We start from the raw sequence: 22,619 nt of genomic DNA, 5'->3' as shown, positions 1-22,619 counted from the left end.
GCTCCTGCAATGCCTTTTATTGTGATTACTGGGCTTTTTCGGCAGCCAGTTCTTCCAGATCGATGTAGCGGTTACCGATGCGCGGGTGCAGGCGACCACCGTCGGCGCAACCCAGCACGACGACGATTTCGTCGGCACGCGGCGCGTCTTCGATCTGCATTTCCAGAGTGATGTAGTGCGAACGCAGGCCTTCGTCGTCCTTGTGCATCATCGGGATCTGAATCGACGTGCCCGGGCCACCGCGCTTGTTGGTGAAGCTCAGGTAGCTCTTGGCTTTTACCGCTTCGCGATAGTGGTTGCCGAAGCGCAGGGTGTGAATCACGGCGGAGGCGTGTTCGATCTCGCCGTCAGCACCTACCACCGCCGCTTTGCCGTAAGCCTCGATCTTTTGCGCACCGCCAATGATGCCGACCAGACGCTCAACCATCATCGCGCCGAGGTCGGAGCAGTTGGCGCGGATCTGCGGCTTTAGGTCTTCAACGAAACCGTTGCCCACCCAAGGATTTTTCATCACCACGGCGAGGCCGACCATGGTCACCGGCTTGTCAGTGGCTTTGCCGCCTTCAATGAAAGTCTCTTCTACATAGCTGACGATCTTGCGAATTTCGAAACTCATGAGCTGCTCCGTTGAGGGATTGAGAGTGTCTGTGCGTCTGATGGTATACCATAATACCGATCGTGCAAGTCCCCCTCGCAACATTTGCCGCATCACTCCGGCGAATGGTCATGCATTCAAATCCCAAAGCCCCCACGATCCCCTGTAGGAGTGAGCCTGCTCGCGATAGCGGTGTGTCAGGTAAGGATTCGCCAACTGACACACCGCTATCGCGAGCAGGCTCACTCCTACAGGGGGAATATCTCGGCAATACGGGGCCGCTTTTGGTTAACAAAAGATAACGTGGCGCCGATTGTCAGACGTTTCTAAAGCCCGATAGGATGAGCCAGCTTCCGAAGGGGCTCTGGATTGCGGGTTTCAGGACTATGCTTCTGACCAGCCGCTAGCGGAGCACCCTTGCGGCGCCCTTGAAGGCCAATTGGCCTAACAATAATAAATAGGGGAAGGTCTATGAGTCGTTGCCGCCCGCCGGCGTTACGCAACACCGCGTTGCTGGCCACAGCACTCTCGCTGCTGGGCTTTGCCACATTGTCGGCACCTGTGATTGCCGCCGAGGCACCGGCCGACGTGGTGTATGCCACCGAGTCAGCCAAAGCCGCGAAAAGCCTGATGCTCGATGTCGTCCACGCCGGAGCGCGATTGGTAGCGGTCGGGGATCGTGGGCACATTCTCTATTCCGATGACCAGGGCCAGACCTGGACCCAGGCCAAGGTGCCGAGCCGGCAACTGCTGACGGCGGTGTATTTTGTCGACGACAAGCACGGCTGGGCGGTTGGCCACGACGCGCAGATCCTCGCCAGCGAGGACGGCGGCCTGACCTGGAACAAACAGTTCGAAGACCTCAAACGTGAATCGCCGCTGCTCGACGTCTGGTTCAAGGACATCAACAGCGGTCTCGCCGTGGGGGCTTACGGCGCACTGCTGGAGACCATTGATGGCGGCAAACACTGGGAAGACGTCAGCGACCGCCTCGACAACCAGGACCAGTTCCACCTCAATGCCATTGCCGCCGTCAAAGACGCCGGGCTGTTCATCGTCGGCGAACAGGGCAGCATGTTCCGCTCCGCCGACTGGGGCCAGACCTGGGAGAAAATCCAGGGCCCCTATGAAGGTTCGCTGTTTGGCGTGATCGGTACCGCCCAGCCACAGACGCTGCTGGCCTACGGTTTGCGCGGCAACCTTTATCGCTCCAGCGATTTCGGCAGCACCTGGACCCAGATCAACGTCAAGGCTGCACGCGGTTCGCTGGAATTCGGTCTGTCCGGCGCGACCTTGCTCAAGGACGGTTCCATCGTGATCGTCGGCAACGGCGGGTCGGTGATCAGCAGCAGCGACAACGGCGAAACCTTCAGTGTGTTCAACCGTGCGGATCGTATTTCCCTGTCGTCGGTCACCGCCGCGGGTGACGGCAACCTGATTCTGACCGGGCAGGGCGGCGTCCATACCACGCTGCCCAATGGTGCCGATGTCAATAATAAGAAGGCGCAGCTATGACTTCCTTGAGCTCTCATCATCAGGACAAGGCGACATTTCTTGAGCGCCTGATTTTCAACAACCGCCCGGCCGTGATCCTGATCTGCCTGGTGGTGAGCGTTTTCCTGTTCTGGCAAGCCACGCTGATCCGGCCGTCCACCAGTTTCGAAAAAATGATTCCGCTCAAGCATCCTTTCATCGAAAAGATGATGGAGCACCGCAACGATCTGGCGAACCTGGGCAACACCGTGCGTATTTCGGTGGAGGCCAAAGATGGCGACATCTTCTCCAAGGAGTACATGGAGACCCTGCGCCAGATCAACGACGAAGTGTTCTACATCTCTGGCGTTGACCGCTCCGGCCTGAAGTCGCTGTGGAGCCCGAGCGTTCGCTGGACCGAAGTGACCGAAGAGGGTTTTGCCGGCGGTGAAGTGATCCCGCAAAGCTACGACGGCTCGCCGGACAGCCTCGACATGCTGCGCAACAACGTGCTCAAGTCCGGTCAGGTCGGGCGTCTGGTGGCCAACGACTTCAAGTCGAGCATCGTCGACATTCCGCTGCTGGAGTCTTACCCGGACCCGCAGGATCAGGGCAAGTTGCTGGCGCTGGACTATCGCCAGTTCTCCCATGAACTGGAAGACAAGATCCGCAACAAGTTCGAAGCGCAGAACCCCAACGTCAAGATTCACATTGTCGGTTTCGCCAAGAAGGTCGGTGACCTGATTGATGGTCTGGTGATGGTGGTGATGTTCTTCGGCATCGCCTTCGTCATCACCCTGATCCTGCTGCTGTGGTTCACCAACTGCCTGCGCAGCACCATCGCGGTGTTGAGTACCACGCTGGTGGCAGTGGTCTGGCAACTGGGCCTGATGCACTTTTTCGGCTTCGGACTTGATCCGTATTCGATGCTGGTGCCGTTCCTGATCTTCGCCATCGGTATTTCCCATGGCGTGCAGAAGATCAACGGGATCGCCCTGCAATCCAGCGAGGCCGACAACGCGTTGACCGCGGCACGACGCACGTTCCGGCAACTGTTCCTGCCGGGGATGATCGCGATTCTCGCCGATGCGGTGGGTTTCATCACGCTGCTGATTATCGACATCGGCGTGATCCGCGAACTGGCCATCGGCGCATCCATCGGCGTGGCGGTGATCGTGTTCACCAACCTGATTCTGTTGCCGGTAGCCATTTCGTACGTCGGCATCAGCAAGCGTGCGATTGCCAAGAGCAAAAAAGACGCGAATCGCGAACATCCGTTCTGGCGCCTGCTGTCGAACTTCGCCAGCCCGAAAGTTGCCCCGATCTCCATCGCACTGGCGCTGATCGCCTTCGGTGGCGGCCTCTGGTACAGCCAGAATCTGAAAATCGGTGACCTCGACCAGGGCGCGCCGGAACTGCATCCTGATTCGCGCTACAACAAGGACAACAACTTCATCATCAATAACTACTCGACCAGTTCCGATGTGTTGGTGGTCATGGTCAAGACCAAGGACGAAGGCTGCTCGCGCTACGAAGCCATGGCGCCCATTGATGAGCTGATGTGGAAGATGCAGAACACCGAGGGCGTGCAGTCGGCGATCTCGCTGGTGACCGTGTCCAAGCAGATGATCAAGGGCATGAACGAGGGCAACCTGAAATGGGAAACCCTGTCGCGTAACCCCGATGTACTGAACAACTCGATTGCCAGGGCGGACGGCTTGTACAACAACAGTTGCTCGCTGGCGCCGGTGCTGGTGTTCCTCAACGATCACAAGGCCGAAACCCTTGATCGTGCGGTGCATGCGGTGCAGGAATTCGCCAAGGACAACAACAAGGACGGTCTGGAATTCATCCTCGCCGCCGGTAACGCCGGGATCGAAGCGGCGACCAACGAAGTCATCAAACAGGCTGAGTTGACCATCCTGATCCTGGTGTACATCTGCGTGGCGGTGATGTGCATGATCACCTTCCGTTCATGGGCAGCGACCCTGTGCATCGTCTTGCCGCTGGTGCTGACTTCGGTGCTGGGTAACGCACTGATGGCGTTCATGGGCATTGGCGTGAAGGTCGCGACTTTGCCGGTGGTGGCACTGGGTGTGGGGATTGGCGTCGACTACGGCATCTACATTTACAGCCGCCTGGAAAGTTTCCTGCGCGCCGGTTTGCCGTTGCAGGAAGCCTATTACCAGACGCTGAAATCCACCGGTAAAGCGGTGCTGTTCACCGGCCTCTGCCTGGCAATCGGCGTGTGCACCTGGATCTTCTCGGCAATCAAGTTCCAGGCCGACATGGGCCTGATGCTGACCTTCATGCTGCTGTGGAACATGTTCGGTGCGCTGTGGCTGCTGCCGGCACTGGCCAAGTTCCTGATCAAACCGGAGAAACTGGCGGGGCAGAAGGGCAATTCGCTGTTTGCCCACTGATCTGAAAGGCTGAAACGACAAAGCCGCAACCTCAGGGTTGCGGCTTTTTTTGTGGTTCAAGATCAACAGCCCCTCACCCTAACCCTCTCCCTGAGGGAGAGGGGACTGATTGGGGGGAGATTGGAGATTTACGCCGACTTGAACGATTCGCTTTGAATCCATAATCGACTCGGATTTTCAGGTCGATGTATGACGAAGCACGCCTCGGTCGGTCCCCTCTACCTCTGGGAGAGGGCTAGGGTGAGGGCAAGAGAATTCAAGCGTTAAGACAGTTCTGTTCCGAGCACGACACTTAGTGCACTTCGGGCATCATCCAGCTGCACCAACGTCGCATGCCGTGCCCCAAGCGCATCACGATTCTCGATCGCGGTAAGAATAGCCTTATGCCTCGGCAACGCCAGTTCATGCAGATTCGGCCGCTGATTCGAATGCTTCAACGCCTCGGCAATCGCCACCGACAACATGTTGCAAAGATTAGCCAGCAGGTCGTTGTGGGTCGCGTCGGCAATTCGGCTGTGAAAATCCAGGTCCGGTTGCAGCAAGGCTTCCGGTGTCGGCGCCGCTTCCATGCGTTGGTAGGCTTCGCCGATGGCCGCGATGTCAGCCTCGGTCGCATGCTGGGCGGCGAGGGCGGCAGCGGCGGGTTCGATGATGCTGCGCACACTGGTCAGCACATTGAAGAATTCATTCTGCGGGCTGCTTTGCATCAGCCAGTGCAGCACGTCCGGGTCGAGCATGTGCCATTCGCGGCGCGCCTTGACCACCGTGCCGACGCGCGGCTTGGAATACACCAGCCCCTTGGCCACCAGCACCCGCGTGGCTTCACGCAGCACCGGCCGGCTGACCGCGTACTCCTCGCAGAGCAGGGCTTCGGCGGGCAGCTTGTCGTCGGGCTTGAAGCGTCCGGAAACGATCTGCATGCCCAGTTCCTGGACGATGCGCGAATGCATGCTTTTGCGGTCGGAGGGTTTGCGGTAATCCATGGGGAACGACGCGATCCTGAGCGATGGAGATGCCGCGCATCATAGCAGGCACGACACAATCTTGAGGCAGATACACAAGCCAAATGTGGGAGCGAGCCTGCTCGCGAAAGCGGTGGGTCAGGCAACTGTATATTGACTGACAGCGAGCAGGCTCGCTCCCACAGGGGAATGCATTCCAATGTAGGAGCTGCCGCAGGCTGCGATCTTTTGATCTTAATGGGAATGACGGGGGACTTCCGCACCACGGCAGCCGACCAAAAAGTCAAAGTCGCAACCCTGATCCGCCTGCAGCACGTGGTCGATGTACAACTGACGATAGCCGCCCACCAGCAATTGCTGCGGTGGCTGCAGATCCGCCATCCGCGCGGCCAACTCAGCATCCGGAATATCCAGATGCAGACGCCCGGTCGCGCAATCCAGCTCGATCCAGTCGCCTTCTTTTACCGTCGCCAAAGGCCCGCCGGCTGCGGCTTCCGGGGCAACGTGCAAAACCACCGTGCCGTACGCCGTGCCGCTCATCCGCGCGTCAGAGATGCGCACCATGTCCGTCACACCCTGGGCCAACAGCTTGGCCGGCAACCCCATGTTGCCCACTTCAGCCATGCCCGGATAACCCTTCGGCCCACAGTTCTTCATCACCAGAATCGAATCCTTGTCGACGCCCAGCTCCGGATCGTTGATCCGCGCCTTGTACATGTCGAAGTTCTCGAACACCACCGCACGGCCGCGATGCTGCATCAGTTCCGGGGTCGCGGCGGAGGGTTTGAGCACAGCGCCGAGTGGCGCCAGGTTGCCGCGCAATACGCAGATGCCGCCGTCGGCGCGGATCGGATTGTCGAGCGTGCGGATCACCTCGTCTTCGCCATAGATCGGCGCGTCCTTGGTGTTCTCGCCGAGCGTCTTGCCGTTGACCGTCAGCGCATTCGGGTGGGGAATCAGATTGGCTTCACCGAGACGGCGCAGCACCGCTGGCAAACCACCGGCGTAATAAAACTCCTCCATCAGGAAACGCCCGGACGGTTGCAGGTCGACGATGGTCGGCATGCCGCGCCCGATGCGCGTCCAGTCGTCGAGGTCCAGCTCGACGCCAATGCGCCCGGCGATGGCTTTCAAGTGAATCACCGCGTTGGTCGAACCGCCGATGGCAGCATTCACGCGGATGGCGTTTTCGAAGGCTTCTTTAGTCAGAATCTTCGACAGTTTCAGATCTTCGCGCACCATCTCCACGGCACGCATGCCGGACATGTGGGCCAACACATAACGTCGCGCATCCACTGCCGGAATCGCTGCGTTGTGCGGCAGCGAAGTGCCGAGTGCTTCAGCCATGCAGGCCATGGTCGATGCGGTGCCCATGGTGTTGCAGGTGCCCGCCGAACGCGACATGCCGCCCTCGGCCGCAAGGAAATCGTCGATGGTGATGGTGCCGGCCTTGACCTGTTCGCTGAGCTGCCAGACCACGGTGCCGGAACCGATGTCCTTACCCTTGTGCTTGCCGTTCAACATCGGCCCGCCAGTGACAACAATCGCCGGCACATCGCAACTGGCCGCGCCCATCAACAGTGCCGGAGTGGTTTTGTCGCACCCGGTCAGCAGCACCACGCCGTCAATCGGGTTGCCGCGAATCGCTTCCTCAACATCCATGCTCGCCAGGTTGCGGGTGAGCATGGCGGTCGGGCGCAGGTTCGATTCGCCGTTGGAGAACACCGGGAATTCCACTGGAAAGCCACCGGCCTCGATCACCCCGCGTTTGACGTGCTCCGCGATCTGGCGGAAGTGCGCGTTGCACGGGGTCAGTTCCGACCAGGTATTGCAGATACCGATGATCGGTTTGCCATGGAACTGGTGGTCGGCGATGCCCTGATTCTTCATCCAGCTGCGGTACATGAAGCCGTTCTTGTCGGCGGTGCCAAACCATTGGGCGGAGCGCAGGGTGGGTTTCTTATCAGACATGATCGATTCTCTTATTGTATGACTATAGTGTTCCAGCGATGGCCTAACATAAGCGCAAAAACCGCGGTTTGGAAGTGGTTGTTGGGTAATTAGTATTACTATATAGTCGTTTTCGACGGAGGGATGGCCCTGACGGTTTTCCGTGAGAGGCGTCCCCCGAGGTTCTATAAAAACAACAATCGGAGACCGATCTCATGAGCCAGGAATTGCGGCTAATCCGGCGCATCACGCTGAAACTGATTCCCTTCCTGATCCTGCTGTACCTGATCGCCTATGTGGATCGCTCCGCCGTCGGTTTCGCCAAGCTGCATATGGGCGCCGACATCGGCATCGGCGATGCGGCCTATGGCCTCGGTGCCGGGCTGTTCTTCATTGGTTACTTCCTCCTCGAAATTCCCAGCAACCTGATGCTCGAACGCTTCGGCGCGCGGCGCTGGTTCGCGCGGATCATGATCACCTGGGGCGCGATCACCATCGGCATGGCCTTCGTCCAGGGCCCGCACAGTTTCTACGTGATGCGCTTTCTGCTCGGCGCGGCCGAGGCGGGGTTCTTCCCCGGCGTTCTCTACTACATCACCCAATGGTTCCCGGTGCGCCATCGCGGCAAGATCCTCGGGCTGTTTATCCTCTCCCAACCGATCGCGATGATGATCACTGGCCCAGTGTCCGGCGGTTTGCTTGGCATGGACGGCGTCCTCGGTCTGCACGGCTGGCAATGGCTGTTCATCGTCATCGGTACTCCGGCGATTCTGCTGACCTGGCCGGTATTGCGCTGGCTGCCGGATGGCCCGCAGCAAGTGAAGTGGATGGATCAGGCAGAAAAAGACTGGCTGACCGGCGAGCTGAAAAAGGATCTGCAGGCATACGGTCAGACCCGTCACGGCAATCCATTGCACGCGCTGAAAGACAAACGCGTGTTGCTGCTGGCGCTGTTTTATCTGCCGGTGACGTTGAGCATTTATGGCCTCGGTCTGTGGTTGCCGACGCTGATCAAACAGTTTGGCGGCAGCGATGTGGTGACAGGTTTCGTGTCGTCGGTGCCGTACATCTTCGGGATCATCGGTTTGCTGATCGTGCCGCGCAGTTCCGACCGCTTGAATGATCGTTACGGGCATCTCGCCGTTCTTTACGTGCTGGGTGCGATTGGCCTGTTTCTCAGTGCCTGGTTGTCGTTGCCGGTGGCGCAACTGGCGGCCCTGTGTCTGGTGGCGTTCGCGCTGTTTTCCTGCACGGCGGTGTTCTGGACCTTGCCGGGGCGCTTCTTTGCCGGCGCGAGTGCGGCGGCGGGGATTGCGTTGATCAACTCGGTGGGGAATCTGGGCGGTTACATCGGGCCGTTCGTGATTGGTGCGTTAAAGGAGTACACCGGCAACCTGGCTTCAGGCCTGTATTTCCTTTCCGGGGTGATGGTGTTCGGCTTGATCCTGACCGGCATCGTCTACCGTGTGCTGGAACGTAAACACGTGCTGCCAGTCGAGCAATTCGCCGCCAGCGCCCGAGGCGCCACCCGTACCTGACAGCCCAACGCTGGCCCCATGTGGGAGCGAGCCTGCTCGCGAAGAGGCCGGCCCCATTCAACATTTGAGGTGACTGATACACCGCTTTCGCGAGCAGGCTCGCTCCCACAGGGATCAGCGGTGTTTTCGAAGGAATAGGAGAAGAATATGCATCTGGTTCAATTCGAGTTAAGCAACGGCGAGCGCCGCGTTGGCGTGGTCGATAACGGTCTGGTGCGCGAGGTGCAGGACGCGCGCAGCGTGCGCGATCTGGCGCTGGCCGCCATCGAGGCTGGCCACACGCTGGAGCAGCAAGTGCAAACCCTCGGCCTCGGCTTCAGCCATGACTACGCCGAACTGCTCGCGCAACTGCGCATCCTGCCGCCACTCGATCACCCGGATCCGGCGCACATGCTGGTCAGCGGTACCGGTCTGACGCACCTGGGCAGCGCCTCGGCGCGGGACAAAATGCACCAGCAGGCTGGCGACGAAGCGACGATGACCGACACCATGCGCATCTTCAAATGGGGCGTGGAGGGCGGTAAACCGGCGGCGGGGCAGGCCGGCGTACAACCGGAATGGTTCTACAAGGGCGATGGCAGCATCGTCGTGCGTCCGGGCCAGCCGTTCCCGGTGCCGCCGTTCGCCGAAGACGCCGGCGAGGAGCCCGAAATGGCCGGCCTCTACGTCATCGGTCATGACGGCAAACCCTATCGCCTCGGGTTCGCCGTGGGCAACGAGTTCTCCGATCACGTCATGGAACGCAAGAATTACCTGTACCTGGCGCACTCGAAATTGCGCAGTTGCAGCTATGGCCCGGAACTTCGTACCGGTGAATTGCCTCAACACCTTGCGGGCACCAGCCGCATCCTGCGTGATGGCGAAGTACTCTGGCAGAACGAATTTCTCAGTGGCGAGGCGAACATGTGCCACAGCCTGGCGAACCTCGAGTACCACCACTTCAAATACCGCCAGTTCCTGCGTCCAGGCGACGTGCACATTCATTTCTTCGGCACCGCGACCCTGTCCTTCGCCGACGGCATTCGGACCCAACCGGGTGACGTGTTCGAAATCAGCCAGGGCGAATTCGGCGCACCGCTGGTCAACGGCATTGTGCCGATTGCAGCGGCTTTTGAACCGGACAGCATCGGCACCCTTTAAGGAGATCCCATGACTCAGATTCTCGGTCACAACTACATCGGCGGTCAGCGCAGCGCTGCTGGCGACGTCAAACTGCACAGCGTTGACGCCAGCACCGGCGAGCAACTGCCACACGATTTCATTCAGGCCACGATGGAAGAGGTCGACGCCGCCGCCAAAGCCGCCGCCGCTGCCTACCCGGCCTATCGCAGCCTCAGCGCTGAACGCCGCGCGCAGTTTCTCGATGCGATTGCCGATGAACTCGACGCCCTTGGCGATGATTTCGTTGCGGTGGTCTGCCGCGAAACCGCATTGCCGGCCGGGCGCATTCAGGGCGAACGTGGTCGCACCAGCGGGCAAATGCGGTTGTTCGCCAAAGTCCTGCGCCGTGGCGATTTCTACGGTGCGCGAATTGATCTGCCGCTGCCGGATCGCCAGCCATTACCACGCCCGGATCTGCGTCAATACCGCATCGGCCTCGGCCCTGTCGCCGTGTTCGGCGCGAGCAACTTTCCGCTGGCGTTCTCCACTGCGGGTGGCGATACCGCGTCGGCACTGGCCGCCGGTTGCCCAGTGGTGTTCAAGGCCCACAGCGGTCACATGGCGACAGCAGAACTGGTCGCCGATGCACTGATCCGCGCGGCGGAAAAACCGCGATGCCGGCCGGCGTGTTCAACATGATCTACGGCGGTGGCGTCGGTGAATGGCTGGTCAAACACCCGGCGATTCAGGCCGTTGGCTTCACCGGGTCGCTCAAGGGCGGTCGGGCATTGTGCGATATGGCTGCGGCGCGCCCGCAGCCGATCCCGGTGTTTGCCGAAATGTCGAGCATCAACCCGGTGATCATCCTGCCGCAGGCATTGGCCGAACGCTCGGAAACCGTCGCCCGCGACCTGACTGCGTCGGTGGTGCAGGGCTGTGGTCAGTTCTGTACCAACCCGGGATTGGTCATCGGTATTCGCTCGCCGCAGTTCAGCGCGTTTGTGCAGCAGGTCGCCGGGTTGATGGGCGATCAGCCGGCGCAAACCATGCTCAACGCCGGCACCCTCGGCAGCTATGGCAAAGGCTTGCAGAAGCTGCTGGCGCATCCCGGCATCGAACATCTGGCCGGCCATCCGCAGCAGGGCAATCAAGCGCAGCCGCAGCTGTTCAAGGCTGACGTCAGTCTGTTGATCAACGGAGACGAAGTGCTGCAAGAAGAAGTGTTCGGCCCGACCACGGTGGTCGTCGAAGTGGCGGACAAGGCGCAACTCAGCGCCGCGTTGCAGGGGCTGCACGGGCAACTTACCGCGACGATTATCGGCGAGCTGGCGGACTTCGAACGCTTCCCTGAGCTGACGCCGTTGCTGGAACAGAAGGTCGGACGGATTCTGCTCAACGGCTATCCGACCGGTGTTGAAGTGTGCGATTCGATGGTGCACGGCGGGCCGTACCCGGCGACGTCCGATGCGCGCGGCACCTCGGTCGGTACGTTGGCGATCGACCGTTTCCTGCGCCCGGTGTGTTACCAGAACTACCCGGACAGCTTGCTGCCGGAGCCGCTGAAAAACGCCAACCCGTTGCGCGTCCAGCGCCTCGTGGACGGCAAACCTTCGCGCGATGCGCTTTAAGTCACACCACAAAAACCTGTGGGAGCTGGCTTGCCAGCGATAGCAATCTGTCAGACACATCTATGTTGGATGTGCCGCCGCCATCGCTGGCAAGTCGAATCGTCGCACCGCAGCTCCCACAGGGTTCTCCAGCGACAATGAGCTATCATTGCCGGTTTCCCCCTGAAAGACTTGATTGCCATGACTGCCCAAACCCTTCTCAACGCCCTCGAACACTGCGGTATGGTCGAAATCGACGGCCTGCATGCCTTCGAATTCGCCCTCGACGAAGACGACAACCTGCACATCGAATGCATCGATGGTCGAGCGGCCAAGCATTGGGAGTTCACCCCCGCGCAGGTTGAAGCGGCCACGTTTGATGAAGATCTGCAGAGCTGGCTGGTCATTGGTTATGCCAGCGACACCAAAACCACCGGCGAGCACCGCCTTGTCTGCCTCGGCGATGTAGTCAGCAGCAGCGATGATGAGGATGAAACTGATGAAAATGCGTAAATTCTGGCCACTGCTGATGGCTGGCAGCGTCGGCGCGATGGGCATTTCCAGCGCCAGTGCCGAAAATTTCCAGTTGCTGGTCGGCTCCTACACCGCCGGCAGCAGCCAAGGCATCTATCGAATGAACTTCGATAGCACCACTGGCCAGATCGATGCGAAACCGCTGCAAGTGGTCAAGAGCGAAAACCCGTCCTGGCTGACCCTCTCCAAAGACCAGCATCGCCTGTTTGTGGTCAATGAAAACGGCCCGGGCCAGAAAGATCCGGTCGGCCGCGTCAGCAGCTATGCGATCGATCCGAAAACCCACGCGCTGAGCCTGATCAATCAGGTGCAGAGCTTGGGCAACGAGCCGACGCATTCGAGCCTCAGCGGTGACGCCAGCCACCTGTTCGTCAGCAACTATTCGGTGGTGGAAGATCCGGGCGGAACCCTCGCGGTCTTGCCGGTGGGGGCTGATGGCAAACTCAAACCCGTGGTGCAGATGAGTGCGCACCCGGCGAGTCGGGTCAATCCCGAGCGCCAGGCGTCGAACCACGTGCATTCGACCGTGTCCTCGCCGGACGGACGCTATGTGTTCTCCAACGACCTCGGTGCGGACAAAGTCTTCATCTACCAATTCGACCCGAAGGCCAACCCGGATCTGCCGCTGACCCCGGCGAAAACGCCTTCTGTTGCGTTGCCAGCGGGCAGCGGTCCGCGTCACCTGTTGTTCAGCGCTGACGGCAAACACGCCTGGCTGACCATGGAAATGAGTGCGCAAGTCGCGGTGTTCGACTACCACGACGGTGTGCTGACCCAGACGCAACTGGTCGATCTGGCTGCCGGTCAGCCAACTTCGGACAAGGCTGGCGCAGCGCTGCACGCCTCGGCGGATGGCAAGTTCCTCTACGTCAGCAACCGTGGCACTGCCAATCAGTTGCTGGTGTTCAGCATTGATCCGGCGACCGCTCAGCTTAAAGAGCTGCAAAAGCGTTCGGTGGAAGGCGATCACCCGCGCGAATTCAGCCTCGATCCGAGTGGCAAATTCCTGCTGATCGCCAACCAGAAGAGCAACCAGATTGTCGTCGTCGAGCGCGATGGCAAGACCGGTCTGCTCGGCAAAACTGTGCAGAAACTGCCGATGGACGCGCCGAGCGACCTCAAGTTCCTGGTGCGACAATAAGCCACAGGCCCCGGTTTACGGGGCCTGTCTCTATGTATTAATCGCGCTGATATCCGGTAATGCTACAAAGCATTTCAAGCAAGTAACCGTCGAGCGTTAAGTTTGCTTCACAGCCCAACCGGGCAAGCAAGCCAACCGAACACGAGGGTTACCGCCATGAACTTCAATCTCTTCTCCGTTATTGCCGCTTCCGCCATCTCTGCCACCGTGGTTCTGCCAGCCAGCGCCAACGTTGAAATCAGCAGCAAAAAATCCCACACCCAGAGCTACACCCAGAAATACCTGCAACAGAGCGCCAATTTCTACGCCGCCCTGGATCACAAAGCCCAACACTGAAAGTCTGCACAAAACTCCCCTGTAGGAGCTGCCGAAGGCTGCGATCTTTTGATCTTCAACGTCAATAGATCGCAGCCTTCGGCAGCTCCTACACGTGTGCGTGAAGCACAGTCATAGGTTTTCTCAACCGCGCAAATAGACCGGCTAAATAATCAACGAAGCTGATGTTCACTATGGCAAACCCTGAGTGGTTGCCTCAGCTGTTTTGATCGATTCTGTGGCCATCGAAACATGCCCACGGAGAACACCATGGCCAGCGCAATCATTCATTCAGCCAAACTTGGCGCCTACCTGGCCATCGGTCTTTACCTGGCCGTGGTGCTGGTCGTCAGCATCGCCTCGCAAATGGAACACCGCTTCAGCGCACCGATTGAAGTCGCTCACCCCGGCATCCAGTTTGAAGTCCGCTCGCAGAGCGTGATGGTCGACCGGGCTGAACTCGCGGGAGTTGGCGGCGCATGAAAGGCTACAGACTTTGGGTCATCGCCAGTCTGGCGGTCATGACCAACGGCGCTTCATTGCTGGGAATCGGCCAAGGCTCGGTCGGCGGGCTGGCGCGGGCCATAGAGGCCAATCACACCATTGCGCATAACATCGAACGGGCGAATACGTTGGGGCTGATGGCGGGGAATCCACCGGTGAAGGCCGCCGCCAATTTCCTCGGCCCCTTCGAAGTGGATTGCATGGCGCTCGGGATGTGCCAAGTGTTGGCCTAACCTATAACAGGCTGACCACTTTTCTGGAGATATACACATTTGTGGCGAGGGGATTTATCCCCGTTGGGCTGCGAAGCAGCCCCAAATCCTGCAACTCAAATTTGCCTGACTCACCGCATAGAATGGTTTCACGACTGCTTCGCAGCCGAACGGGGATAAATCCCCTCGCCACAATAAATCCCCTCACCACAGGGTTACTCATTTACAGGAGAGGTGGGGTTATTTCTTCATGATCGAGGTGAAGAGGTCGGACTCGAGGAAATTGTGCAACCAAGCCTGCAGACGCGGGTAAGGCGCCTGCGCAAACCACTCGCGATCTACGTGCGCAAACTGCCGAACGAACGGCAGCAGGGCGATATCCGCCAGACTCGGATGATCAGTCAGCAAATAATCGCGATCCGTCAGCAACTCATCCAGCTTCTGCAAAAACAACGCGCCCTCAGCCCGATAAACCTCCATCCGCTGTTCGGGATAGCGCTCGGCGTACTTGTAGCGATTCAGGTGCACCTTGAACACTTGATCGTTGCCCTGAATCAGCTTGTCCATCCATAACGCCCCGAACGAGTCCCCGTCGAGTAGCCAGTTGTCCGGATCATTCTGCGCCAACGCCCAGCGCATGATATCCAGGCTCTCATCAATCACCAGCCCGCCCGCATCCAGTACTGGCACCGTGCCTTTTGGCGAGATCGCCAGCATCTCCGCCGGTTTCGCTTTGAGGCTGACCTCGACGATGTCCACCGGTACACCCGAGTAACGTAACGCCATCCGCGCACGCATGGCGTACGGGCAGCGGCGGAAGGAGTACAGCGTGTTCATTTCACCTCCAGCGTGCTTAACCCGTTGCCCTGACGCTGCACCTGAATCTGCACCGGAATCCGTTCGTGCATTTCCTGCACGTGGGAGATCACCGCGACTTTGCGGCCCTGCGCCTGCAAGCCATCGAGCGCGTCCATCGCCAGTTGCAGGGATTCCGGATCGAGGCTGCCAAAGCCTTCGTCGATAAACAGCGATTCGATTTTCAGCGTGCTCGACGCCATCGACGCCAGGCCCAACGCCAACGCCAGCGACACCAGGAACGTCTCGCCGCCGGACAACGAATGCACCGAGCGCAGTTCATCACCCATTTCGGTGTCCATCACCAACAGGCCGAGCATGCTGCCGCCGCGTTTCAGGCGATAGCGTTTGACCAGTTGGCGCAGTTGTACGTTGGCGTGATGCAACAGCAAGTCGAGGTTGTAGGCCTGGGCTATCTTGCGGAAGGTGTCGCCGGTAGCGGAGCCGATCAGCGCACTCAGTCGCGCCCAGCGCTGAAACTCGGCGTAGGCATCAGCGATCTGTTGCGCCAGCGCCTGATTGGCGTTCTGCCGGCGTTGATCCTCGACCTGTTTAGCGCGCAATTCGGCGCAGTGCTGCTCGCTGACGGTGAATTGGTTTTGCAGATCAGTCAGGGCACTGGCGAGTTGTTCGGCGTCGAGGTTGCCGTTGTGCTGGGCCTGATGGTCCAGCAGGCGCTGATCGCGCTCCTGCAACAACACCTTGGCCTGCTCGACGGCTTTTTCGTTTTGCTGCAAGCGTTGGCGCAGATCGGCGAATTGCGCATCGTCGACTCGTAACAGGTCTTCGAGGCCACCGTCATCCAGTTCCGGGTGACGGGCGCGCCAGTCAGCAATCTTGCCGGCCAGATCCTGATCTTCGTTTTCCAGCGCGTGTAAACGTTGTTGCTGTGCCTTCAGTTCGGCAGCGATCTGCACGAGCTGTGTGCGGACGTTTTGCAGATCCTGCGCCGTCGTGGTTTCGGCGTTGCGCGCCTGTTCTACAGCCTGTTCCAACTGCTGTTGCCAGTGCTCGGCGCTGCTGTGCTCGCCGAGCAATTGCGCGAGTTTTTCCTGGCAGATTTGCTGTTGTCCGGCCAGCGCGTTGAACTGCTGCTCAGCCGTTTGCGCCTGCTGCACGCGGGTTTGCTGACGATCCTGTTCTTTGTCCAGCGTCTGCTGGCGTTGCTGTTGCTCGGCCAGTTCTTCTTTCTGTTGATCGACTTGCGCCAGGCGCTCAGCGATCTGCCGGTCGAGCTGCATGAACGTCGCCGCCGGCTCCAGGCGCAAGGCTTCAAGAGTCTCGGCGGGCAGCAGATTGCCGAACGCCGTCAGCTCTTCGTCGAGGCGCTGACGGTCACTGCTCAGTTCGCGTTGCTGATTACTCAGGTGTTGCGCCGCTTGCTGGTGCGCGGTTTCCGCCTGACGCAATTGTTGCGTCAGGCGCGCGGCATCCTGTTGCAGGGTGAGCAGGGCGTTCTGGCGTTGTTCGTCCTGAGTGATGCTCTGGTTCAACTGTTCGTTCTGGCGCAGCAGCCAGGCGTCGCGCTTGTCGGCGTGCTGATTCAGCAACTGCGCGGACAACGGATGCGCGTCGAGGCTCGGCGCGAGGGCCTGTTGCTGACTCGCCAATTGTTCCTGCTGTTGCAGCAACTCTTTTTGCTGAGCAATGACAGCCCCCACGTCGGCGCGCAGTTCGCTGAGCTTTTCCTTGAGTTGATCGACGACTTGCTGCGCATTGGCTTGCTCGCTTTCGTCGTGGCGACCGAGGCTTTGCAGCAATGCTTCCGGCTGATGGTAGGGGTGCTCGTTGCTGCCGCACACCGGGCATGGCTGGTCATCCTGCAACTGCTCACGCAACTCTTCGACACTGGCACTGCGCGCCAGGCGTTGGCGCTCAAGCAGTTCGCGGGTGACGTTGAGGGTTTGCTCGGCGATGGTCAGTTCGGCTTTGCTTTTCACGCCGTCCTGGGTCAGGCGCTCACGTTGCTGTTGAGCGCTGAGCTGGCGTTGTTGCAGTTCGGCGCCGCGCTTGTCCAACTCCTGCTGCGTGGCCCACAGGCGCGACAGGTCTTCGAACGCGCGCAGTTGTTTACGGTTGTCCTGCAGCAGCGTGCCTAGGATGCCGATCTGTTCAGCTACGGCGTCGGGTTCGGCGCCGGCCTCGTTGAACAGCACTTCAAGTTGCTGCTTCTGCGCGGTCAACTCCTCGGCGCTGCGAGTGGCGTTTTGTTCGAGGTTCGCCAGTTCGGCCTGCCCCTTGTTCAGCCGATTGCCGATCAACATCAATTGCTGGAGACGATCGCGATAGGCATTCCAGGCGTCGCTTAGCGGCGCCAGATGGGCGCTTTGTTCCAGCTCGGTGGCGATGCGTTGCAAGCGTTCGGCGACCTGGCCCTGCTTTTCCTGCAAGGTTTGAATGGCGCTCTGGCCATCGGTACAGGCCTGCTGCGCATTGGCTCTGGCTTCAGCACAAGCGGCGACTTCCCTGGCCAAACGGGCGAGGGTGCTTTGCTCTTCAAAGGCCTGACGCAGCAGCGGTGCGTTTTCGTTTTGTCTTTGTTGCGCGTCGGTCAGTGCGACTTTCGCGGCATCGAGAGTCTGCTCAAGTTGCGTCTGGCGTTCAGTCAGTTCGGCGTGCTGCCGGGTGTGCTCGGCAATCTGTGCCGCCAACGGCGCCAGCAACGCATCGAGTTCGGTTTTGCGTGCGAACTGATGCCGCTGTGGGCCGAGTTGCTCCAGACGCGTCAGCTTCACGCGTTCTCCGGCCAGACCTTGCCATTGCTGCTGTGCGCTGTGCAATTGTTCGGTGGCGGCTTGTTGCGCGTCCTGTAAAAGCCGCAGATCCCTGAGCCAGCTGTGCTGTTGCTCAAGCTGCTTGAGTTGCGCTTGCTGCAACTTCTGTTGCTGCTGCGCGGCGTTGAAGCGCTCATCCAGTTCTGCACGGGCTTCGGGCGCCAGCGGCGTGACCCCGGTGGCCTGATCCTGCAACAGCTTGTGCGCTTCGCGGGCCTCTTTGGTTTTATCGAAGGCGCGGCGGCCGAGGCGGGTGTACAGCGCGGTGTCGGTGAGTTTTTCCAGCAACTCGCTACGGTCGTTATCGTCAGCCTTTAGGAATGCGCTGAACTCGCTCTGGGCCAACAACACGGCGCGGGTGAACTGCTCGAAGTTGAGGCCCAGCGCGGCTTCCAGTTGCGTCTTGTACTCGCCTTTCTGGCTGGCGAGCAGTTGATCCTGATCGATATCGCGCAGGCTCTGACGACTGGCCTGCAACTTGCCGCCGGCCTTCTCGCGGGCGCGATTGGCCTCCCAGCGCGCCCGATAACGGCGGCCATCGACACCGACGAAATCCACTTCGGCATAACCTTCGCCGGTACCGCGACGCAACAAGGTGCGCGGGTCGCCAGTGGCGATTTCGCCGTCGGCATCGGGGACTTTTGCGTCGCGGCCGGTGTTGTTCAGGCGCGGCACGGCGCCGAACAGCGCCAGGCACAAGGCGTCGAGTAGGGTGCTTTTACCGGCGCCGGTCGGGCCGGTGATCGCGAACAAACCAGCGCTGGCCAACGGTTCAGCGGTGAAATCAATCTCGAACGGCCCGGCCAGCGAGGCGAGGTTCTTCAAGCGAATGGCGAGAATCTTCATGGCTGCTCGCCCTCCAGTTGCACGTCTTGCAGCAGTTCGGCGAAGTCCTTCAGCGTCTGCTCATCGACCTCGTTGCCGTAGTTGTCGAGCCAGGCGCGGCTGAACAGTTCCTGCGGGGTGAGTTGGTCTAGTTCGATCAGCGTGGTGCCGTCCTCTTCGCCGTCAGCGCCTCGGTTGCCGGCGTATTCAGCGGCGATGCGCACCAGCCGCACGGCTTTGCCTTGCAGGGCGTTTTCCACTTGATGGCGCAGGTCCGGTTGCGGCTCGTCGAGGGTTACGCGCACCTCCAGCCACGGCTGGCGCTGGGTTTCGGCGAGCAGGTCGATGTTTGGCAAGTCCGCCAGTTGCAGCAGGATCTCGGCCAGCGGCGCCGGGCCGATGCGTTGTAGCTGAACCGATCTCGGAATGTGTTTCGACTCGACGCTGATCAGGGTTTCACCCTCAAGCAGGACGTCGAGAATCTGATGCTCATATTTGATCTCGGAGAACGACAACGGAATCGGCGAACCGCTGTAGCGAATGCGCTCCTCACCGTTGACCTTCTGCGGCTTATGCAAATGGCCAAGTGCGACGTAACTGATGCTCGGCCCGAACAGGCTGGCGGGCAGGGCTTCGGCGTTGCCGATGATCAGGCTGCGCTCGGAGTCTTCCGACACCGAACCGCCGGCCATGTGCGCGTGACTGATGGCAATCAGCGCCTGACCCGGTTGGCGCTTGGCGTTGGCCGCTGCGATCAGCCATTCATGTACCTGACCGATGCCACGCAGATAGTTGTCGCCCAAGTGCGCGCCGGTCACCTCCGCCGGGCGCAGGAACGGCAGCGCCAGGCACCACGCGGCGATTTCGCCGGTTTTATCCGGCAACGGCAGCAGCAGGCGTTCGGCATCCAATTGCCCGTCATCCAGCCACAGCACCCGACCCAACGCATGCGTGCGCAAACGGCGCATCAGCGGCGCGGGTAACTCGATCCGCGATCCGGAATCGTGGTTGCCGGCAATCATCACGATGGTCAGCAACGGCTGCTGTTCATGGGCGCTGACGATGAAATCGTAAAGGCGTTCCTGGGCTTTGACCGGCGGATTGACCGTGTCGAAGATGTCACCGGCAATCAACAGCACATCCGGCTGCGCCAGTTTCAATTGGCCCAGCAGCCATTCGAGAAAGCACGCATGCTCGAAATCGCGCTCCTGGCCGTGCAGGTTTTGCCCAAGGTGCCAGTCGGAGGTGTGAAACAGACGCAAGGTGGACTCCGCAACAATTAAAGAGGTGATGGCCGCGAGGAAATGAAGGGCGGCGAAAGAGGGGAGAGTTTACAGATTATTGCGAGCGGAGGGCTTGTCCGGAAGGTGAAGGCCATGATTTCGGTGAGCCCATTAATTGACGACCCAACGCCGATTACCTACCATCGAGCCACTATATTGATATCATTTTGCGGGCGGGCGATTTTGTCGGGCTTCAACCTCCACGCCACGATAGCTCACACAGGGATAGAGTTTGGAGCAAGTGCAATGAAACGGGTCAATTCGATACCCTCTGTTACTGACACCCAAGCGTATGGTTCCTGGAAAAACCAATGGTCGAGTCAGGAAAGTCTGGATGTTCATTCGTATATCTTTGACCAATGCAGGCCCGACCATGTTTTGTTGTTTTCCAAGATGTTCTTCCCGGACTTTGTGGTCGCCAAGGGTGGGGTATTTTTAGAGCGAAATTTTTCAAATGAAGTGTTTGACAGGTGTTTTGTCCTGGCCTCCGGTGATCTTCCAAAGACTGAGCAGTTATTGAATGTTGTGAGGATCTATGACGTTTTTGGCCAGGGTGCCAGTGATGTTTCGGATGATGTATTTCTTCAGTTGTGCAATGTGATTGGTTTTGCGTGGCGCATGGTGCTGAAAGAGAAGTTTCCAGAGAAGGTGTTCTGTGTCGAGGTGTCGAACTCAGAGCAGAACTATGGCCCGGATATTACTTTCTACCAGGTTGGGCCATTGAGTTTGGGAGTCGGAACATGAGACTTCAGGATGTGGAGCAAGAGCCGGATTTTTATGGGACTTCGAGAAAACTCTCGTCTTTGGATGAGTGGCATTTGTCCGTGCACGATACACCCTTGCAGCTCCTGGTGCCTGGCGGAGTGGCGTGATGCTTGAGGGAAGTGTGTGAAACTTAACAGTGAAATGGAGCAAATGCTCGCTCGTGTGGGGTGCGCTTCTCTGGACGGCGAATTGGCGGATATCGCAAGCTCCGGTTTCGTGGAGCGGGATGGCTGTGTTTTTCTGACGAGTCTGGTGAGCTTCCAGAAGCATGTAAGCCTGAAGAGTTTCCCAGATAGAACGGGATATGAATGTTTCGTTAATTCAATCCATACCGATGATTATGTAAACGCTGATTTTTTGGCATGCGCGCTCTCGTACTTGTCTTTAGTGTTTGAGGCGTGGAACAAGTCAGGTCTGCCGGGAGTTCTGCAGGGAGCCATTTCGGGTGACGAATTCGATGCGACGGTGAAGTTTCATCTGCTGCGCCCAGGGGAAACCTGGCTGAGCGATGACCTCGAGGGGTATGAGGAAGCAGTGCTTACCGTTGAATCGAGTGACGAGGCGTTTCTTGAGACATATGGGGTATGAAAATCTGACGACGGCTTGGGTGCTCGAAGAACTGGAAGCCCAGTCAGAATTGGCAGCCAGCTTTCCACCTGGATCTTGGGTTACGCTGAGAGGATGGCCAAAGTTCGCGAGTGGCTGGATCTGGTGGGGGAATATGGATTGGCCTACGAATTGTTGGTGTCCCTGCTCGATAGTTTGACTTCAAGCTGTCCGGCAAGGCTGCAATAAAATTATTAGATGAGTGGGGCTTTATTTTGGTTTCAAGTCCGAAGGTGAGGAAAGCTTGCCCAAGGTGTGAGCAGGACTACATCGCGCATGTCCGAATCAAGACTACTGGTACAGAGCTGTTTCTGTGCCCGGAATGTGATGCCACCTGGTTTGGAGTGGAGGCTATCGGGGTCGAGCCTTATTTTGACTACGGGACCTATGTAACACGTCTCGGGCTTTCAGCTCTCTGGGGGGAGTTGGAGATTCTTTCGGAAGCGGTAGTAATCGATCAATAACTCGAAAGGCTTTAATGAATGAGCATTGATTTTGACTTGCGCGGCCCTCGAGACCTTGGGCTGATTCGCGCAGGTATGACCCGTGACGATGCGAGGTCGGCGCTCGAAAGCCCCTTTGACGAGTTTTTGAAAGGTCCGGGTTCCGTTGTCCCGACCGACGCATATGATGATTTGGGACTTCATGTCTACTTCGATGATGCCTTGATGGTCGTCGGTGTAGAGTTTTTGAAATGGGCCCAATTCACCTGGCGCGGTCAGCGATTGGCAGGCGAAGAGGTACTTGTCGTTCAGCTGTTCCTGACGGGGCAAGGTGAGTTACTGGTTTTCAATAACTCAGGCTTCAACGTGGAGCGTTTGGGGCTGCGGTTCTACGCACCTGATATCGGTGAGGAAGGCGCCATCGTCGAGGCTGTTTATGTGGACTTTACCGGCGTCGACTGAGCAAAGCCGGGGACGATTCTACTTTGGATGTAAGGGCGGCAACCGACCATCCCCAACAGGATCGTGCACCCGCTCCGCCGCCGGAATAGTACGAATCGTCCGCTACAAATCCTCACTTTGCCTCACCTTCTGGTGCAGACCTACAGCAAGTGCAGCGTTGATAATCTGCTTGAGGCAGATGTCGATGGCGATAGCTGGAGATTATCCAGTCGGACATGGAAACTGTCCGCACGCTTTTCCTTCTTTAACAG

18 protein-coding genes and 1 pseudogene are annotated in these 22,619 nt (G+C 59.0%); 13 read left to right on the top strand and 6 right to left on the bottom strand.

Annotated features, from left to right (window positions below):
* Nucleotides 1-25: 25 nt before the first annotated feature.
* A complete protein-coding gene (locus JFT81_RS07225) occupies nt 26-616 on the bottom strand; it encodes an amino acid synthesis family protein (protein ID WP_201226727.1) in 591 nt (196 codons plus the stop codon).
* A gap of 450 nt (nt 617-1,066) precedes the next feature.
* Here JFT81_RS07225 and JFT81_RS07220 point away from each other — a divergent pair, with 450 nt between their 5' ends.
* Both JFT81_RS07220 and JFT81_RS07215 read left to right on the top strand, forming a co-directional pair.
* Nucleotides 1,067-2,110, top strand: coding sequence for a YCF48-related protein (locus JFT81_RS07220; protein ID WP_201226726.1), 1,044 nt, complete (start codon nt 1,067-1,069; stop codon nt 2,108-2,110).
* A complete protein-coding gene (locus JFT81_RS07215) occupies nt 2,107-4,491 on the top strand; it encodes an RND family transporter (RefSeq protein WP_201226725.1) in 2,385 nt (794 codons plus the stop codon). The genes JFT81_RS07220 and JFT81_RS07215 overlap by 4 nt, the downstream gene beginning before the upstream one ends.
* Before the next feature lie 263 nt (nt 4,492-4,754).
* Here JFT81_RS07215 and JFT81_RS07210 read toward each other — a convergent pair whose 3' ends face one another.
* Together JFT81_RS07210 and JFT81_RS07205 are read right to left on the bottom strand one after the other, a co-directional pair.
* Nucleotides 4,755-5,474 carry a FadR/GntR family transcriptional regulator gene (locus tag JFT81_RS07210; RefSeq protein WP_095122912.1) on the bottom strand — a complete coding sequence of 240 codons (720 nt, stop codon included), beginning with the start codon at nt 5,472-5,474 and terminating at the stop codon, nt 4,755-4,757.
* Nucleotides 5,475-5,687: 213 nt separating this feature from the next.
* Nucleotides 5,688-7,424, bottom strand: a complete 1,737-nt coding sequence (locus tag JFT81_RS07205) for an IlvD/Edd family dehydratase (RefSeq protein WP_201226724.1) — start codon at nt 7,422-7,424, stop codon at nt 5,688-5,690.
* Between the two features lie 194 nt (nt 7,425-7,618).
* On the opposite strand from JFT81_RS07205, the gene JFT81_RS07200 reads away from it, so the two are divergent.
* From JFT81_RS07200 to JFT81_RS07165, 8 genes and pseudogenes are all read left to right on the top strand, one after another.
* Nucleotides 7,619-8,941 carry an MFS transporter gene (locus JFT81_RS07200; RefSeq protein WP_201226723.1) on the top strand — a complete coding sequence of 441 codons (1,323 nt, stop codon included), beginning with the start codon at nt 7,619-7,621 and terminating at the stop codon, nt 8,939-8,941.
* Between the two features lie 147 nt (nt 8,942-9,088).
* Nucleotides 9,089-10,081 carry an AraD1 family protein gene (araD1, locus tag JFT81_RS07195; RefSeq protein WP_201226722.1) on the top strand — a complete coding sequence of 331 codons (993 nt, stop codon included), beginning with the start codon at nt 9,089-9,091 and terminating at the stop codon, nt 10,079-10,081.
* 9 nt (nt 10,082-10,090) lie between these two features.
* Nucleotides 10,091-11,670, top strand: a pseudogene (locus JFT81_RS07190) (aldehyde dehydrogenase (NADP(+))).
* Nucleotides 11,671-11,850: 180 nt separating this feature from the next.
* On the top strand, nt 11,851-12,162 hold the full coding sequence (locus tag JFT81_RS07185) for a DUF5629 family protein (RefSeq protein ID WP_201226721.1): 312 nt from the start codon (nt 11,851-11,853) through the stop codon (nt 12,160-12,162).
* The gene (locus JFT81_RS07180; RefSeq protein ID WP_201226720.1) at nt 12,149-13,324 is read left to right on the top strand and encodes a lactonase family protein; all 1,176 of its coding nucleotides are present in this window, start codon (nt 12,149-12,151) and stop codon (nt 13,322-13,324) included. The genes JFT81_RS07185 and JFT81_RS07180 overlap by 14 nt, the downstream gene beginning before the upstream one ends.
* Before the next feature lie 156 nt (nt 13,325-13,480).
* Entirely contained in the window at nt 13,481-13,660 is a 180-nt protein-coding gene (locus tag JFT81_RS07175; protein ID WP_201148133.1) for a hypothetical protein, read from the top strand.
* Nucleotides 13,661-13,909: 249 nt separating this feature from the next.
* The gene (locus JFT81_RS07170; RefSeq protein ID WP_201226719.1) at nt 13,910-14,122 is read left to right on the top strand and encodes a hypothetical protein; all 213 of its coding nucleotides are present in this window, start codon (nt 13,910-13,912) and stop codon (nt 14,120-14,122) included.
* Nucleotides 14,119-14,376 carry a hypothetical protein gene (locus JFT81_RS07165; RefSeq protein ID WP_201203037.1) on the top strand — a complete coding sequence of 86 codons (258 nt, stop codon included), beginning with the start codon at nt 14,119-14,121 and terminating at the stop codon, nt 14,374-14,376. Before JFT81_RS07170 ends, JFT81_RS07165 begins: the two co-directional genes overlap by 4 nt.
* Nucleotides 14,377-14,595: 219 nt before the next feature.
* Here JFT81_RS07165 and JFT81_RS07160 read toward each other — a convergent pair whose 3' ends face one another.
* From JFT81_RS07160 to JFT81_RS07150, 3 genes are read right to left on the bottom strand one after another with little or no spacing between them, the layout of a single operon-like run.
* Complete coding sequence (locus JFT81_RS07160; RefSeq protein ID WP_201226718.1) at nt 14,596-15,192, bottom strand: glutathione S-transferase; 597 nt, start codon at nt 15,190-15,192, stop codon at nt 14,596-14,598.
* Nucleotides 15,189-18,830, bottom strand: a complete 3,642-nt coding sequence (locus tag JFT81_RS07155) for an AAA family ATPase (RefSeq protein ID WP_201226717.1) — start codon at nt 18,828-18,830, stop codon at nt 15,189-15,191. Before JFT81_RS07155 ends, JFT81_RS07160 begins: the two co-directional genes overlap by 4 nt.
* The gene (locus JFT81_RS07150) at nt 18,827-20,071 is read right to left on the bottom strand and encodes an exonuclease SbcCD subunit D C-terminal domain-containing protein (RefSeq protein ID WP_201226716.1); all 1,245 of its coding nucleotides are present in this window, start codon (nt 20,069-20,071) and stop codon (nt 18,827-18,829) included. Before JFT81_RS07150 ends, JFT81_RS07155 begins: the two co-directional genes overlap by 4 nt.
* Nucleotides 20,072-20,113: 42 nt before the next feature.
* On the opposite strand from JFT81_RS07150, the gene JFT81_RS07145 reads away from it, so the two are divergent.
* The 3 genes from JFT81_RS07145 to JFT81_RS07135 all read left to right on the top strand — a co-directional run bounded on the left by JFT81_RS07145 (nt 20,114) and on the right by JFT81_RS07135 (nt 22,368).
* Entirely contained in the window at nt 20,114-20,836 is a 723-nt protein-coding gene (locus tag JFT81_RS07145; RefSeq protein ID WP_242485582.1) for a hypothetical protein, read from the top strand.
* 144 nt (nt 20,837-20,980) lie between these two features.
* Entirely contained in the window at nt 20,981-21,445 is a 465-nt protein-coding gene (locus tag JFT81_RS07140) for a hypothetical protein (RefSeq protein ID WP_201226715.1), read from the top strand.
* A gap of 500 nt (nt 21,446-21,945) precedes the next feature.
* Complete coding sequence (locus JFT81_RS07135) at nt 21,946-22,368, top strand: hypothetical protein (protein WP_201226714.1); 423 nt, start codon at nt 21,946-21,948, stop codon at nt 22,366-22,368.
* Nucleotides 22,369-22,619: the final 251 nt, after the last annotated feature.

It is taken from the genome of Pseudomonas sp. TH43 (genome assembly GCF_016650635.1).
GTDB lineage: Bacteria > Pseudomonadota > Gammaproteobacteria > Pseudomonadales > Pseudomonadaceae > Aquipseudomonas.
Note: the sequence above shows the minus strand (reverse complement) of the source record. Positions and strands in the feature narration are given on the sequence as shown.

Coding starts and splice junctions, on each gene's coding strand:
- araD1 (WP_201226722.1), top strand. CDS start 9,089: ATGCATCTGGTTCAATTCGAGTTAAGCAACGGCGAGCGCCGCGTTGGC.
- JFT81_RS07175 (WP_201148133.1), top strand. CDS start 13,481: ATGAACTTCAATCTCTTCTCCGTTATTGCCGCTTCCGCCATCTCTGCC.
- JFT81_RS07215 (WP_201226725.1), top strand. CDS start 2,107: ATGACTTCCTTGAGCTCTCATCATCAGGACAAGGCGACATTTCTTGAG.
- JFT81_RS07170 (WP_201226719.1), top strand. CDS start 13,910: ATGGCCAGCGCAATCATTCATTCAGCCAAACTTGGCGCCTACCTGGCC.
- JFT81_RS07220 (WP_201226726.1), top strand. CDS start 1,067: ATGAGTCGTTGCCGCCCGCCGGCGTTACGCAACACCGCGTTGCTGGCC.
- JFT81_RS07225 (WP_201226727.1), bottom strand. CDS start 616: ATGAGTTTCGAAATTCGCAAGATCGTCAGCTATGTAGAAGAGACTTTC.
- JFT81_RS07210 (WP_095122912.1), bottom strand. CDS start 5,474: ATGGATTACCGCAAACCCTCCGACCGCAAAAGCATGCATTCGCGCATC.
- JFT81_RS07205 (WP_201226724.1), bottom strand. CDS start 7,424: ATGTCTGATAAGAAACCCACCCTGCGCTCCGCCCAATGGTTTGGCACC.
- JFT81_RS07155 (WP_201226717.1), bottom strand. CDS start 18,830: ATGAAGATTCTCGCCATTCGCTTGAAGAACCTCGCCTCGCTGGCCGGG.
- JFT81_RS07160 (WP_201226718.1), bottom strand. CDS start 15,192: ATGAACACGCTGTACTCCTTCCGCCGCTGCCCGTACGCCATGCGTGCG.
- JFT81_RS07200 (WP_201226723.1), top strand. CDS start 7,619: ATGAGCCAGGAATTGCGGCTAATCCGGCGCATCACGCTGAAACTGATT.
- JFT81_RS07165 (WP_201203037.1), top strand. CDS start 14,119: ATGAAAGGCTACAGACTTTGGGTCATCGCCAGTCTGGCGGTCATGACC.
- JFT81_RS07135 (WP_201226714.1), top strand. CDS start 21,946: ATGAGCATTGATTTTGACTTGCGCGGCCCTCGAGACCTTGGGCTGATT.
- JFT81_RS07180 (WP_201226720.1), top strand. CDS start 12,149: ATGAAAATGCGTAAATTCTGGCCACTGCTGATGGCTGGCAGCGTCGGC.
- JFT81_RS07145 (WP_242485582.1), top strand. CDS start 20,114: ATGAAGGGCGGCGAAAGAGGGGAGAGTTTACAGATTATTGCGAGCGGA.
- JFT81_RS07185 (WP_201226721.1), top strand. CDS start 11,851: ATGACTGCCCAAACCCTTCTCAACGCCCTCGAACACTGCGGTATGGTC.